Origin of the sequence: Bradyrhizobium sp. Bra64, from assembly GCF_024519875.1 — a bacterium.
GTDB lineage: Bacteria > Pseudomonadota > Alphaproteobacteria > Rhizobiales > Xanthobacteraceae > Bradyrhizobium > Bradyrhizobium japonicum_G.
Genome location: NZ_JALJRD010000005.1, coordinates 31,433 through 43,602, shown reverse-complemented (window position 1 = coordinate 43,602; position 12,170 = coordinate 31,433). Strand labels below are relative to the sequence as shown.

At 63.2% G+C, this 12,170-nt stretch carries 13 protein-coding genes and 1 pseudogene; 8 read left to right on the top strand and 6 right to left on the bottom strand.

Annotation, left to right across the window (positions count from 1 at the left end):
• The first annotated feature begins 43 nt into the window (after positions 1 to 43).
• From rpmG to NR187_RS17095, 4 genes are all read left to right on the top strand, one after another.
• Positions 44 to 211: a 50S ribosomal protein L33 gene (rpmG, locus tag NR187_RS17110; protein ID WP_007603295.1), complete on the top strand. Its 168-nt coding sequence runs from the start codon at positions 44 to 46 to the stop codon at positions 209 to 211.
• 400 nt (positions 212 to 611) lie between these two features.
• Positions 612 to 1,280, top strand: coding sequence for a helix-turn-helix domain-containing protein (locus NR187_RS17105; RefSeq protein ID WP_256807103.1), 669 nt, complete (start codon positions 612 to 614; stop codon positions 1,278 to 1,280).
• Between the two features lie 153 nt (positions 1,281 to 1,433).
• Entirely contained in the window at positions 1,434 to 2,672 is a 1,239-nt protein-coding gene (locus NR187_RS17100) for an acyltransferase (protein WP_256807102.1), read from the top strand.
• A gap of 243 nt (positions 2,673 to 2,915) precedes the next feature.
• The gene (locus NR187_RS17095) at positions 2,916 to 3,524 is read left to right on the top strand and encodes a hypothetical protein (RefSeq protein ID WP_256807101.1); all 609 of its coding nucleotides are present in this window, start codon (positions 2,916 to 2,918) and stop codon (positions 3,522 to 3,524) included.
• 652 nt (positions 3,525 to 4,176) lie between these two features.
• Here the strand turns inward: NR187_RS17095 and NR187_RS17090 are convergent.
• A complete protein-coding gene (locus NR187_RS17090; RefSeq protein ID WP_211385859.1) occupies positions 4,177 to 5,415 on the bottom strand; it encodes an MFS transporter in 1,239 nt (412 codons plus the stop codon).
• A 130-nt stretch (positions 5,416 to 5,545) separates the two neighbouring features.
• On the opposite strand from NR187_RS17090, the gene NR187_RS17085 reads away from it, so the two are divergent.
• Positions 5,546 to 6,145 carry a TetR/AcrR family transcriptional regulator gene (locus NR187_RS17085; protein WP_256807100.1) on the top strand — a complete coding sequence of 200 codons (600 nt, stop codon included), beginning with the start codon at positions 5,546 to 5,548 and terminating at the stop codon, positions 6,143 to 6,145.
• A 234-nt stretch (positions 6,146 to 6,379) separates the two neighbouring features.
• On the opposite strand, the gene NR187_RS17080 is transcribed toward NR187_RS17085, so the two are convergent.
• Both NR187_RS17080 and NR187_RS17075 read right to left on the bottom strand, forming a co-directional pair.
• A complete protein-coding gene (locus NR187_RS17080) occupies positions 6,380 to 7,753 on the bottom strand; it encodes a PleD family two-component system response regulator (protein WP_256807099.1) in 1,374 nt (457 codons plus the stop codon).
• A gap of 14 nt (positions 7,754 to 7,767) precedes the next feature.
• Positions 7,768 to 8,133 (bottom strand): response regulator, encoded by a 366-nt coding sequence (locus tag NR187_RS17075; RefSeq protein ID WP_007603272.1) that lies wholly within the window; start codon positions 8,131 to 8,133, stop codon positions 7,768 to 7,770.
• A gap of 228 nt (positions 8,134 to 8,361) precedes the next feature.
• Between NR187_RS17075 and NR187_RS17070 the strand changes: the two genes are divergently transcribed.
• The 3 genes from NR187_RS17070 to NR187_RS17060 are packed head-to-tail and all read left to right on the top strand — an operon-like array spanning position 8,362 to position 10,366.
• Positions 8,362 to 8,673 carry a DUF3572 domain-containing protein gene (locus NR187_RS17070; RefSeq protein ID WP_015685596.1) on the top strand — a complete coding sequence of 104 codons (312 nt, stop codon included), beginning with the start codon at positions 8,362 to 8,364 and terminating at the stop codon, positions 8,671 to 8,673.
• Positions 8,670 to 9,959, top strand: a complete 1,290-nt coding sequence (locus NR187_RS17065; protein WP_211385856.1) for a DNA polymerase IV — start codon at positions 8,670 to 8,672, stop codon at positions 9,957 to 9,959. The genes NR187_RS17070 and NR187_RS17065 overlap by 4 nt, the downstream gene beginning before the upstream one ends.
• On the top strand, positions 9,959 to 10,366 hold the full coding sequence (locus NR187_RS17060; RefSeq protein ID WP_211385855.1) for an ACT domain-containing protein: 408 nt from the start codon (positions 9,959 to 9,961) through the stop codon (positions 10,364 to 10,366). The genes NR187_RS17065 and NR187_RS17060 overlap by 1 nt, the downstream gene beginning before the upstream one ends.
• Here the strand turns inward: NR187_RS17060 and NR187_RS17055 are convergent.
• From NR187_RS17055 to NR187_RS17045, 3 genes and pseudogenes are all read right to left on the bottom strand, one after another.
• Positions 10,363 to 10,656: pseudogene (locus tag NR187_RS17055) on the bottom strand (NUDIX domain-containing protein); the annotation flags it as partial. The gene NR187_RS17060 and the pseudogene NR187_RS17055 overlap by 4 nt on opposite strands.
• Before the next feature lie 12 nt (positions 10,657 to 10,668).
• The gene (locus NR187_RS17050) at positions 10,669 to 11,070 is read right to left on the bottom strand and encodes a RidA family protein (protein ID WP_256807098.1); all 402 of its coding nucleotides are present in this window, start codon (positions 11,068 to 11,070) and stop codon (positions 10,669 to 10,671) included.
• A gap of 74 nt (positions 11,071 to 11,144) precedes the next feature.
• A complete protein-coding gene (locus tag NR187_RS17045) occupies positions 11,145 to 11,990 on the bottom strand; it encodes a cell envelope integrity EipB family protein (protein ID WP_256807097.1) in 846 nt (281 codons plus the stop codon).
• Between the last annotated feature and the right edge of the window lie 180 nt (positions 11,991 to 12,170).

Genomic DNA, 12,170 nt, shown 5'->3' with positions numbered 1-12,170 from the left:
GTTTGGCCGGCTCCAGATTCCCTTCATTTCTGAGGTTCTGAACATGGCCAAAGCGGTCACCATCAAGGTCAAGCTCGTGTCCTCGGCCGACACCGGCTTCTACTACGTCGCCAAGAAGAATTCGCGCACCATGACCGACAAGCTGGTCAAGAAGAAGTACGACCCCGTCGCGCGCAAGCACGTCGAATTCCGCGAAGCCAAGATCAAGTAAGCAGATCAAGCAAGATCGCGGAACGTTGAATCCTTCGGGGCCCTTTCGGGCCCCGTTTCATTTTGTTGGACCCGGAAAGTCCCACGCGCGATGCGGACACATGGGCCCCCGCTCTGCAGCACATCGTCGAAGTGACGCTGCGCTGCGTCCGGGGCACGAGCGCTTTGACTGAGATCAACAATATCTGCCGGCAGATCGCTAAACAGGACAGCACGTAGCAATCCCACCGCTACGTCCCCACCAACAAGCCGCCAGCGCCCCCAAAGCTGGCGGCTTTTTCCTTTTCGCCTTGCTCCCCTACCGCCGCGCTCACCACATCAAATTTGATCTCCCGCAACAGTGCTTGCCGGTTTTTCCCATAGCCTTAGCCAGGTTCCGCTGAAACGCGGGGGAGGAACGAATGCTCGTAAGAAAGCAACAAGCTGCACCTCATCGGCCAAGCTCGAGCGAATTGAATGCGCTCGCCGGCCACGCCGTGTTTTGCAGTGAATTCAAATATCGGCGCGGCACCGAGATCTTTGGAGAGGCGGAGCCGACCGAATACCTCTACCAGGTCAAGAGCGGAGCGGTTCGAAGCTATAAATTGTTGGCTGACGGTCGGCGGCAGATCATGGCCTTTCATCTGCCGGGTGACATCTTCGGCGTCGAGAACGGTGCAGTTCACCGGTTTACCGCCGAAGCAATCGTCGAAACGACTGTTCGCCTGACCGAGCGCCAGAATGTCGTCGAGCAGGAACGTGGCGATGCGACCGCGACGAACAACATCCTCAGGCTCGTCACGGGCAGCCTTCAACATGCCGAAACTCACATGCTGCTGCTCGGGAGGAAAACGGCAATCGAGAAAGTCGCGGCTTTCCTGATCGAAATGGACGTCCGCTTGACTGCGGCGGGGGTCATGAGCCTCCCCATGAACCGCCGCGACATCGCCGACTATCTGGGGCTGACGCTGGAGACGGTGTCACGTGCCCTGTCGGAGCTCAGGGATCGCGACATTCTCAGCTTCATCGGGCAGTCCCAGCGACAAATCTTGTTGCGAGATCGAGCGAAACTGACCGAGTTCGATCAATGAGCGGAATTGATGCAATTGTTCTGCCCGGGGTTGCAAGCAGCTGATCCCGGCCGGGCGACCGACGGCGGCGGAGCAGTGTGACCCACCTCAAAGAGCCCAGTGAAAGGATTCAATATCTCCAGCGGGATCGTTGCATGACATTGGTCCATTCCCGTGAAGAGCCATTTGCCCCTGCTGGATCCGCTGCGCTTCGGGACCGCTCTCGGAGTCGCCATTTTTCACCAGATGTTCTGGTCCTGGGCCTGGGTTTCGATTGGCGTCCCGGGCTTCGAGCACTACGTCGCCGCCGATGTTCTTTACCCGTCCGCCGCGCCCTTCACATGGTTCGGCTGGGTCGGCGTTGAAATCTTCTTTGTCATCTCCGGTTACGTCATCGCGAATTCCGCGAGCCAATCTTCACCGGCCGCGTTTCTTCTCGGTCGCGCGCTCAGGCTTTATCCGGCCGTCTGGGTGTGCGCCACCGCGACCTTGCTCGTTCTGCTTGTCTTCGGGAGCGGACCGGCATCCGAATTCATTCTGCCCTACATCCACGCCATGCTGATGGTCCCCAAGGGGGTCACAGGTCAATGGCTTGACGAGGTCTACTGGACGCTGGCAGCCGAGACGGCGTTCTATGGACTCGTGTTTTGCGCGATGCTCACGAAGACAATCACCCTGCGACACCTGGCCTGGGGTCTCACCGTCTACAGCGCAATCTTCAACGCCGTCGCGCTGCTCGTACTGTCCTGCACGACGCCGTCCGACCTGCCTTATCTGGTTATTCTGATGTTCCGGGTGCCGTGCGCGGCATTCCTGTTGACGCATGGCTGCTTCTTTGCGCTGGGGATCTGGCTGTTCATCTCCGCGAACAGGCAATTGACGGCGCTCGAACAGGTAGCGGTTGCCGTCACGTGTCTTTCGGGCGCCGCGGAGATCTACTTCTTTGCTTCTTTCTTTTTGATGTCCATTCCCGCCATCTCGGATCAATCGGCCCTTGTGCCGATCATGGTCTGGGCGGCTGCGGTGCTCCTCATTGCAATTGCCGCGAACCGGAGCAGGCGCTCGGCTGGCACCGCTTCGCCTGAAGCACCGGCCTATTCGAGAACGCTCGGGCTGATCGCCTATCCGCTCTATCTGACCCACAACGTCATTGGCACGGCGATCATCCGCGCCCTGGTCGTTTCAGGCCTGGATGCCACCTCGGCCCTATGGATCGCGTTGGGCATGCTTGTCCTGCTCTGCTGGTTCATTTGCGCAAGGATCGAGCCAGCCGTCAGATGCGCTATGATGCAAGCCCTCTCCCAGTTCGGAAAGCTGCCGGAAAGACAGCCGGCGTCGAGACGCCGGGCATTGGCCCGGGGGCTGCGTCTTCCCCTGCCCGTCTCCGTGAAGGTGAACGTCGCGGCGTCCTAAGGGGCGCCGCGCTGCGCGTAGAGCACGAGAGCCGAGATGCTTCTAAATTGTCGCGTCGGCTTTACGCGCGGAAGACGACGTCGACGCAGAGCTAGTTGATGTCAACAACGGGCCCAGTTCAAGAAATTGCGAGAACCACTTTGGACGCCATTGCTAGTGTAGACCCCCGCACTGGGATCCGTAGATTGGCGTCCGGCTCCGCTGAAATCTGCTACGCCAAATTCTGCAGACGAGCTGGTCCATATGGCACAAATAGGCTTCTACGGTCCGACTGTGAAGCGGTTCATGCACATGGAGCATGAACCGGTCTCGCTGATCACGCGTTCGCTGCGCAACGCGGAGATTGCTGTCACTGAAACCCGCGTCGATGCTGCTGTGTCTCGCCCATCCGGCGAGATGGGTCTTGCAGATGCCTATGTTGTAACCCTTGCACTCAACGATTTCCCCAACTGCAAGATTTGGCAGCGTGGTATGTCCGTCCGGACCGATGTCCGCTCGGGCGCAGCGTACTTCTACGATATGAAGAAGGATCCTCGCTTCGTCATCGATAAGCCCTTCCACTCCCTTCATTTCTACCTTTCGCGTACATCACTCGACGGCATCTCTGAGCTGTCAGCCGCACCGCGCGTTGGTGAGCTTCCCTCGCGGCTCGGCGGCGGCCATGACGACGCGGTCATCCGTCATATTGGTGGGTCGCTCCTGCAAGCGCTGGGTAGGCCCGCTGAGATCAACCAACTCTTCATCGATCACATGATGCTCGCATTCACTGTACACGTCGCGCAGACTTACGGCGGTATGAGAAGCACCGCGGCGCTTGCACGAGGGGGTCTCGCGCCTTGGCAGCGGCTCTAATTCATCTTGCGGCGGAGCTTCTGGATGACTTCTCGGAGTTCGGCGGCATATTCCTCGATCAACCGGCGTGCCTCGTCCAAGCGAGACGGCCTCGCTTCCTTATTCTCGACTTTGCCAGGGTCGGACATGGCCGCACGGTCTGCCACGGAAGCGGAGACCGTTTGAGCCGGATCAAACGAACATGGCCAACTGAGGCGGCTTACTTCTCCGGCGGATGAAGCGCCGCCTTCCTCAATTCTGGGTCGGCAAGCATCCAAGCCGCGCTCGCCCATTAAGGACAGCGCCGCTGAGGCATTTCTCGTCCGACCAGCAATAAGCCTTGCACCAAATGCGCAAAGGGCAGCTAATATTGGCTTCAGCGCGCCACGCTACCCGCCGTCGGAGGGCGCAATGCAAAACTACATAAGCCACGAAAACATCAGACGTTACGAGAAGCTGATCGCCATCAGTGAAGGTGACCCGTCACGCGACGAAGCACGGCACCAAACGCTGTTACGGCTCCTGGCCGAGGAAAGAGCCAAGGACGAGAGACCGCACGACTGGCCAGACGTCTAATCGGGGCCGCTCCGATCGAGCGTTATGCGAGGCTCATCCCCAAGGCCCGGCGTCCGTTGCAAACTCCCAAGCGGACGCTCATAAGCACGCGCCCCGCCTACGCCGTCCGTAACACCGGCGCTGGCGGCTGCGACGGACGGATCAGCGCGAACGCGACCTGGATGATGCCGCCGGCAAGGCCCAGCGCGACGCCGATGCGCCAGGCCATGGTGTAGGAGCCGAGCGCGTCGTAGATCACCCCTCCTCCATAGGCGCCGAGAAAGCTGCCGATCTGGTGGCTCATGAAGGCAAGGCCCTGGATCATCGCCTGCCAGCGCAGGCCGAACATCTCGGCGACCGCGCCTGCCACCAGCGGCCCCACGCCCATCCACAGGAAGCCCATGATCGCGCCGAACAGCAGCGTCGAGGCCGGAGTCGCGGGCAGCGTGAAGTACCAGGCGAGCGCCAGCGAGCGCAGGATGTAGATGCCGCCGAGCAGCGCCAGCTTGTTCCAGCGCTGGCCGGCCCAGCCGAAGAAAAGCGAGCCCAGCACGTTGAAGCCGCCGATCATGCCGAGCGTCTGTGCGCTCAGCATCGGATCGAGGCCGCAGATGGCGAGATAGGACGGCAGGTGCGTGGTGAGGAACACGAGCTGCATGCCGCAGACGAGATAGGCGCAGGTCATCACCACGAAGGACGCATTGCCGAACGCGGTCTTCGCCGCGGTCATGGCGGTGGCATCGCCGATGTCGTCGGCCGTGGGCTTCGGCAGCGGAACCCCGTCGACGCGGCCGGCATACCACGCGGCCGGAAGCATCAGCACCGACATGATGACGAAGCCGGCGAGCCCGACGCGCCAGCCAAAGCCCTCGTTGAGCAGCTGCCCGATCGGCGCCGACAACAGAGCGCCGAGCGAGCCGGCGCCGGAGACGATGCCGAGCACGGTGGAGCGCACCGTCGCAGGGACCGCGCGTGCCGCCACCGACATCGCGATCGCGGCCGCAGTGCAGGCCAGCGACGTCCCGATCAGCACGCCGGCACCGATCATGATGCTGACGAGACCGTTCGCGGTCGCCATCAGCACGAGGCCCGCGATGTACATCAGCGAGCCCACGATCATGATCGGGCGGAAGCCGTAGCGCACCGTCATCGCGCCGGCGAGCGGCTGCAAGAAGCCCCAGGCGAGGTTCTGCACGGCCAGCGCCAGCGTGAAATCCGAGATCGAAATGTGGATGTCATGCGTGAGCGGCTGCATGAAGATGCCGAGCGACTGCCGCAGTCCCATGCTCAGGGTGAGCATGATCGAAGCGCCGATCAGGATGGGCAATGTCGGGCGCAGGACCTGCAACAGGGGCATTTTCTTCTCCCTCGTGGGCGCGGCGCACGCGCCGACGTCTGCAATATCGGTTGATTTTGGTTACACAGACCTGTGTACTTAGGCTATGAAAGGTGGACGCTTGTCAAGCCAACAGGACGCACGCTATCGCATGGCTCCCCCGACGACCCCACAGACGATGAAGGAGCGGATCCTCGAGACCGCCGACAAGCTGTTCTATCTGCAAGGCATTCGCGCCATCGGCGTCGATACCATCGCGGCCGAGATCGGGATCTCCAAGCGCACGCTCTACAACCACTTCCCCTCCAAGGATGCGCTGATCGCGGCGTACCTCGAACGCCGCTTCGTGCAGCCCCGCGCCTCGGACAAGCCGCCGGCCGAGCAGATCCTGGCAACGTTCGATTCGCTGGAACGGCGTTTCGCCGCCCGGGATTTTCGCGGCTGCCCGTTCGTGAACGCGGTCGCCGAGCTCGGCCCAGCCGACCGCGCCGTGAAGAAGATCGCGATCGCCTTCAAGGAAAGCCGCCGCGTCTGGTTTCGCGAGCGGCTGATCGAGCTCGGCGTCGCCGATGCGGATGCGCTCGCGACGCAGCTCGTGCTGCTGGTCGACGGCTCCATCGCCCAGGACCTCGTGCGCGACGACCCCGCGATGGCGCGCGCGGCGAAGGAAGCGGCGAAGGTGCTGCTGCGCAATGCAGGCGTGGATGTGGGGGATGGTGCGAAGCCGCCTGTGAAGCGAGGCAAGCCCTAGCCTCAATAACCGCTGTCGTCCCGGACAAGCGAAGCGCGGATCCGGGCCCCATGGATGCGGCGACAGCGTTCATTCACGCCCCGCCCGATCCTACTAAGATGCTCCTGTTTTGCCCGACGTGTCAAACGGCGCTGCCGATGGCGCAAGCGATTTTCGCGGCCCACGTAAGCCGTTGATCCGACTGGCGCGGCTACTGTGCATGGGGTTGTTTTCGCATTTCTTGTGTCGCCGGCGTTACGCCGCGTGCGACACCACCCGGTTGCGGCCATCGTGCTTGGCGCGATACAGCGCCGTGTCGGCGCGCTTGAGGACGTCGGCGACCGCCTCGCCCTTCTGCTCCAGCGTGGTCAGCCCGATCGAGATCGTGACCTCGATGCGCTTGGTGCCCTTGTGGACGGCAAACGGCTCGCCCGCGATCGAGCGGCGCAGGCGCTCGGCGACCATGCCGGCGACGTGGAGATCGGTCTCCGGCATCACGATGACGAACTCCTCGCCGCCGTAGCGGCAGGCCAGATCGATGCCGCGGATCGACTTGCGCACGCGCACCGCGAATTCGCGCAGCACGTCGTCGCCGGCGTCGTGGCCGTAATTGTCGTTGATCGACTTGAAGTAGTCGATGTCCAGGATCATCAGCGCGAGCGGCTTGCCGCGGGTCGCGGCCTGCTCGGCGAGCGTCGCCAGATGGCTCTCCATGTAGCGGCGATTGTGCAGGCCGGTGAGCGCGTCGGTGATCGCCATCTCGATCGAGTTCTGCACGTTGTCGCGCAAGTGGTCGGTGTAGCGGCGGCGGCGGATCTGGGTGCGGGCGCGCGCCAGCAGTTCGATCTTGTCGATGGGACGCAGCAGATAGTCGTTGACGCCGATCTCGAGCCCACGCAGCAGCCGTGTCGAGTTCTCGGGGTCCGCGATCGCCAGGATCGGCACGTGCCGTGTGCGCTCCAGCGAGCGCGCCTGGCTGCAGAGCCGCAGGCCGTCGAAATTGTTGAGGTCGAGCGAGACGATCAGCAGGTCGTAATTGCCCTCGGCGGCGTGGAACAGCGCTTCCGTCGGGTTCGGCTCGACATCGACGGTGTGCTCGGCCGCGAGCAGGCCCGCCAGCCGTTCATAGGAGGACTCGCGGTCGTCGACCAGCAGGATGCGGCCGCCCTTGCCGGTGTCGGCGACCGCAGTGCGCTCCGGCGCCTGCATGCCGATCTCGAGCGAGGTGATGGCGCGCATGCGCAGCTCGTCCGTCATCATCTTCAGCCGCGTCAGCGAGCGCACGCGGGCGATCAGCACGACGTCGGAGACGGGCTTTGTCAGGAAGTCGTCGGCGCCGGCTTCCAGCCCGCGATTGCGGTCGGCGGGGCTGTCGAGCGCGGTGACCATCACGACCGGAATGTGGTGCGTGGTCGGATCGGTCTTGAGGCGGCGGCAGACCTCGAAGCCATCCATGTCGGGCATCATGACGTCGAGCAGGATGATGTCGCACTCGGCGCGGGCGCAGATCGCAAGTGCCTCGGCGCCGTTGGAGGCGGTCATCACGTCGAAATATTCGGCGGACAGACGGGCTTCGAGCAGCTTGACGTTGGCAGGGACGTCATCGACGACGAGGATACGCGCGGACACTTTGAACTCACTTCCTATCCGATGAAACGCCGGACCGTCTCAATGAACTTGCCGACCGAGATCGGCTTGGACAAATAGGCTTCGCAGCCGCCTTCGCGGATGCGCTCTTCGTCGCCCTTCATCGCGAACGCCGTGACCGCGACGACCGGGATGGAGCGCAGCTCCGGATCGTCCTTGATCCAGCGCGTCACCTCGAGCCCGGAGACCTGCGGCAATTGGATATCCATCAGCACGAGGTCGGGCCGCATCTTGCGGACGAGATCGAGCGCCTCGTAGCCGTTGCTGGTGCCCGTGGTCTGGTAGCCGTGCGCCTCCAACAGGTCGCGGAAGAGCTTCATGTTGAGCTCGTTGTCTTCCACGATCAGGACGGTCTTAGCCATCCCGCCCTCCTGTTTGGTCCGCAGACCGATGCATGTAGCGCCTCAGGCGCCGCTCGCCGGCGCTTCAAAAACTGGATTCAAACTAGCCTCGAATTCGCTCTAGTTTCGTTAAACCCGAGTGCCCACTTTCTGCGATGTGGTTTCCAGTTGCTTGTCGAGGGTCCAGAGACTCGGGCATGATGGTTTCAAAGTAGACACCTAAAGTTAACGGAAAGGCAAACCGGCCCCTTGAAAAAGCCTGTTCACAACCCTCGCGAAGTCGCTGAAATCGTTGCGATTCAGGCCCTGTCTTTCGTCGCGGGCGATCCTGAGCGGCTGGGCCTGTTCCTGGCTGAGACAGGCGTCGGCCCGGAGTCGCTCCGGAACGCCGCCTCGGATCCCGGTTTCCTGCTCAGCGTGCTCGATTTCGTGATGCGCGATGACGCCACCGTGAAGGCCTTTGCCAGCTCCGCGGAACTGCACCCCACCAACGTGGCTGCGGCCCGGCAGGTCCTCGGTGACGCACTGGGCGACCGGACCTGGGAGCGCGACGTGCCGTGAGCGCTCCCGATCCGGCCGGGCCCCGCTGCTTCTGCCGGGATTGTTCGGCCGATCTGGATGCGGGCGTGCGGCGCTGTTCCGCCTGCGGCTCTCCTCGCCTCGTCCGCCACCGCGCGCTCGCGAGCCTTACCATCGCGCATATCGACTGCGACGCCTTCTACGCGACGGTCGAGAAGCGCGACAATCCTGAGATCGCCGACAGGCCCGTCATCATCGGCGGGGGAAAACGCGGCGTCGTGTCCGCCGCCTGCTACATCGCGCGCACCTATGGCGTGCGCTCGGCGATGCCGATGTACAAGGCGCTGGAAGCCTGCCCGCATGCGACCGTGATCCGGCCGGACATGGCGAAATACGTCCGCGTCGGCCGCGAGGTGCGGCAGGCCATGCAGGCGCTGACACCGCTGGTCGAGCCGCTCTCGATCGACGAGGCCTTCCTCGATCTCTCCGGCACCGAGCGGGTGCACGGCATGATCCCGGCCAAGGTGCTGGCGCGGTTCGCGCGCAACATCGAGCGCGATATCGGCATCAGCGTCTCGGTCGGCCTGTCCTGCAACAAGTTCCTGGCCAAAATCGCCTCCGACCTCGACAAGCCCCGCGGCTTCGCCGCGCTCGACCAGGAAGAAGCGCGTTTGATGCTGGCTTCGAGGCCGGTCGGCTTCATCTTCGGTGTCGGACCGGCCACGCAGGAGCGCCTAGTTCAGCGCGGCTTCCGCATCATCGCCGATCTGCAGAAGGCCGACGAGATCGAGATGATGCGGCAGTTTCCGAGCGACGGCCGCCGGCTATGGCGGCTCGCGCGCGGCATCGACGACCGCCGCGTCGAGCCAGATCGGGGCGCCAAGACGATCTCGAGCGAGACCACTTTCGAGACCGACATCCGCGATTTCGCGACGTTGGAGAAGATCTTGTGGCGGCTGTGCGAGAAGACCTCGTCGCGGCTCAAGAGCAGCGAGCTTGCCGGATCCACCGTCACGTTGAAGCTGAAGACCGCCGATTTCCGCCAGCGCACCCGCTCGCAGTCGATCGCAGCGCCGACGCAGCTCGCCGCCAAGATCTTCTCGATCTGCCGCGAGATGCTGGCCAAGGAGATCGACGGCACCGCCTTCCGCCTGATGGGCGCCGGCGTCAGCGCGCTGCGCGAGGGCTCGGCCTCCGACGACACCGACATGCTCGACCGCCGCGCCGCCCATGCCGAGCGCGCGGTGGACAGTTTGCGGAAGAAATTCGGCAGCGCCGCGGTGATCCGCGGCATTGCGTATGACGGGCCGGAGAAGGCGCAGGAGTGATGTCGGGGGAACGAGACCTCACCGCGCTGCTGAGACACATGAAGCCGGAGCTGCGGCCTGGCATCTTCGTGTTCTGCACGATTCCGGCAAACGAGCGCGTTCCGGCGGCGATCAGCCCGCTGCTGACATTCCGCGAGCGGGAAGGAACGACGCTGGTGATCCTGCGTGACGAAGCCGAAGCCGTGGGATTGCGCTACGAATTCCCCTCGCGTTTGATCACCTTGACGGTTCACTCCGCGCTCGATGCGGTGGGCTTTCTTGCGGCCATCACCGCACATCTGGCTGACTCCGGCATCAGCGTGAACGCCGTTTCGGCTTTCCACCACGACCATCTCTTCGTACCCGTCGACAGGGCCGATGATGCGATGGCCGCTCTGCAGGATGTATCAAACGTGAGTCTGGACTAATCCATCGTTTTGGCCGGCCGCGAGCACAGCGGAGGCAGCCTGTCGCGCGTCAGAGGTGCAAGCTTTAAGGCTCCGGGCGTGGACGAATCGAGCCAGAGAATCTCCTCAATCTCCGCTCCGGGAGCGACCGGGTGCGCGATGACGATGCGGAAGACTTCCGCATCGACTTGCCGGCCAGGCTCGTGCGCCGCAGGCGCGGTATATCGTCCGACATAGATCATCCCGCTTGGATCGACGTCGATGCCGAGCTCCTCGGACAATTCCCGCTTCAGCGCGGCCTGAGGGTGCTCGCCGGCCTCGACTTAATCCGCGACCGCGATCGCCTCGATCTCGATCAGCCATTCCGGCGCGGCGAGCGCGGAGACGCCGACGAGGGTCGAGGCCGGCGGCTCCATCCCTTCGAAGAAGGCGGAGCGGGCCTTGCCGATGATCGGGCGCAGCTCCGGCTTGTAGTTCACGACGAAGGTCGTGATCTTGACGATGTTGGCGTAGCTCGCACCGGCCGCCTTCAGCGCGTGGCCGAGATTTTGCATCACCTGGGTGGTCTGCGCGGCAATATCGCCTTCGCCGACGATCCGCCCTTCCTCGTCCACCGACACCTGGCCGGAGATGTAGATCGTGCGCGCACCTGTGGCGGTGACGACATGGGAATAGGCCGGATTGTGGTGCAGGCCGCTGGGGCGGAGATGATCGAGCTTGGGCATAGGCTTGCTCCCGGAGGTTTGTGGTTGGGAGCAAGCGTAGACGCAGAGTGCGACAAGGGCTAGACGCCTCGCCCTCAATTACAGGGCTTGCTGTCCTTGACGTCGAACTTGCCCATCGCGCCGGAGATCACGAAATCGTTGTAATCAAGCACGAGCTGGCGCGAGACACCGTTTTCGTAGAGCTCGAACGCCATCGCATAGACGGGGGTTTGCTCGCCTTCCTTATGCTGGGCTTCGCGGTCGAAATAGCTGACGGTGACCGGCCAGCGCTTGAGCGATTTCATGTGCTCGTCGGACGTCGACGGATCGGACGAGCCGGCGCGCTCGGCGGGGATCGGCTGGCCGATCACGGTCAGCGTGTTGTAGACCTTCTGGCCGTCGTCGGAGCCGTCATAAACCGACAGCTCGAGCAGCGACTTGCCGTCCTTGGCGGCGGCAATGATGCGCTGGATCTGCTCGGTCGGGAACACGATCTTGCCGTCGAGGGTAAAGCTCTTCGGCGCCGGCAGCTTCAGCTTGACGTTGATGTGGTCGCCGTCGCGTTCCGCGGAGCCGTCGACCCGGCCGGCGTCGGCCTCGTTCATCCGCGTCTCGATCTTGAAGCGATAGCTTTTGCCCGCAGCGTCCTCCCAGGAATTGGAGCGGAGGTCGCTGAGCGTGATCTTGCCCTCGCCGCTGTCGAGCTCGGAGACCTGGCGGAATTCGGAGGTATAGCCCTCGCACGAGCTTCCGGTGAAGTTGTAGAGGATGCGCCCGCGCGCGCTGTTGACCGAATTGGAGCGCGATTTCACCAGACTGAGGTCATAGAGCGCCTGATGCGCGAGAAACGGACCGCTGGCTGCGTAAGCCCCGCCCCCGGCTCCAAAGACGGCTGCCGCGAGCGCCATCACACCGAGTGAAGTCCGGAAAAGGTGCACCATGTCTGTTCCTTGAAGATGCGTCCTTGGGGAAGCGCAGATTCGACATTTTAATGACCGTTCCATTGCGCCGCAACTGAGGCCGTTTCACGTAAATTTGCGACCCTCACCCCGAACCGCCTGCCCTGCCTCAACAAAATGCGGGCCTTCCGGTTGCTTGCATGTGGCTGCACGATGGGCGAA

What these genes read in the sequence shown, in the direction of transcription:
- NR187_RS17105 (WP_256807103.1), top strand. Translation starts at nt 612, where the DNA reads ATGCTCGTAAGAAAGCAACAAGCTGCACCTCATCGGCCAAGCTCGAGC.
- NR187_RS17075 (WP_007603272.1), bottom strand. Translation starts at nt 8,133, where the DNA reads ATGGCTAAGACCGTCCTGATCGTGGAAGACAACGAGCTCAACATGAAG.
- NR187_RS17085 (WP_256807100.1), top strand. Translation starts at nt 5,546, where the DNA reads ATGGCTCCCCCGACGACCCCACAGACGATGAAGGAGCGGATCCTCGAG.
- NR187_RS17050 (WP_256807098.1), bottom strand. Translation starts at nt 11,070, where the DNA reads ATGCCCAAGCTCGATCATCTCCGCCCCAGCGGCCTGCACCACAATCCG.
- NR187_RS17090 (WP_211385859.1), bottom strand. Translation starts at nt 5,415, where the DNA reads ATGCCCCTGTTGCAGGTCCTGCGCCCGACATTGCCCATCCTGATCGGC.
- rpmG (WP_007603295.1), top strand. Translation starts at nt 44, where the DNA reads ATGGCCAAAGCGGTCACCATCAAGGTCAAGCTCGTGTCCTCGGCCGAC.
- NR187_RS17045 (WP_256807097.1), bottom strand. Translation starts at nt 11,990, where the DNA reads ATGGTGCACCTTTTCCGGACTTCACTCGGTGTGATGGCGCTCGCGGCA.
- NR187_RS17095 (WP_256807101.1), top strand. Translation starts at nt 2,916, where the DNA reads ATGGCACAAATAGGCTTCTACGGTCCGACTGTGAAGCGGTTCATGCAC.
- NR187_RS17060 (WP_211385855.1), top strand. Translation starts at nt 9,959, where the DNA reads ATGTCGGGGGAACGAGACCTCACCGCGCTGCTGAGACACATGAAGCCG.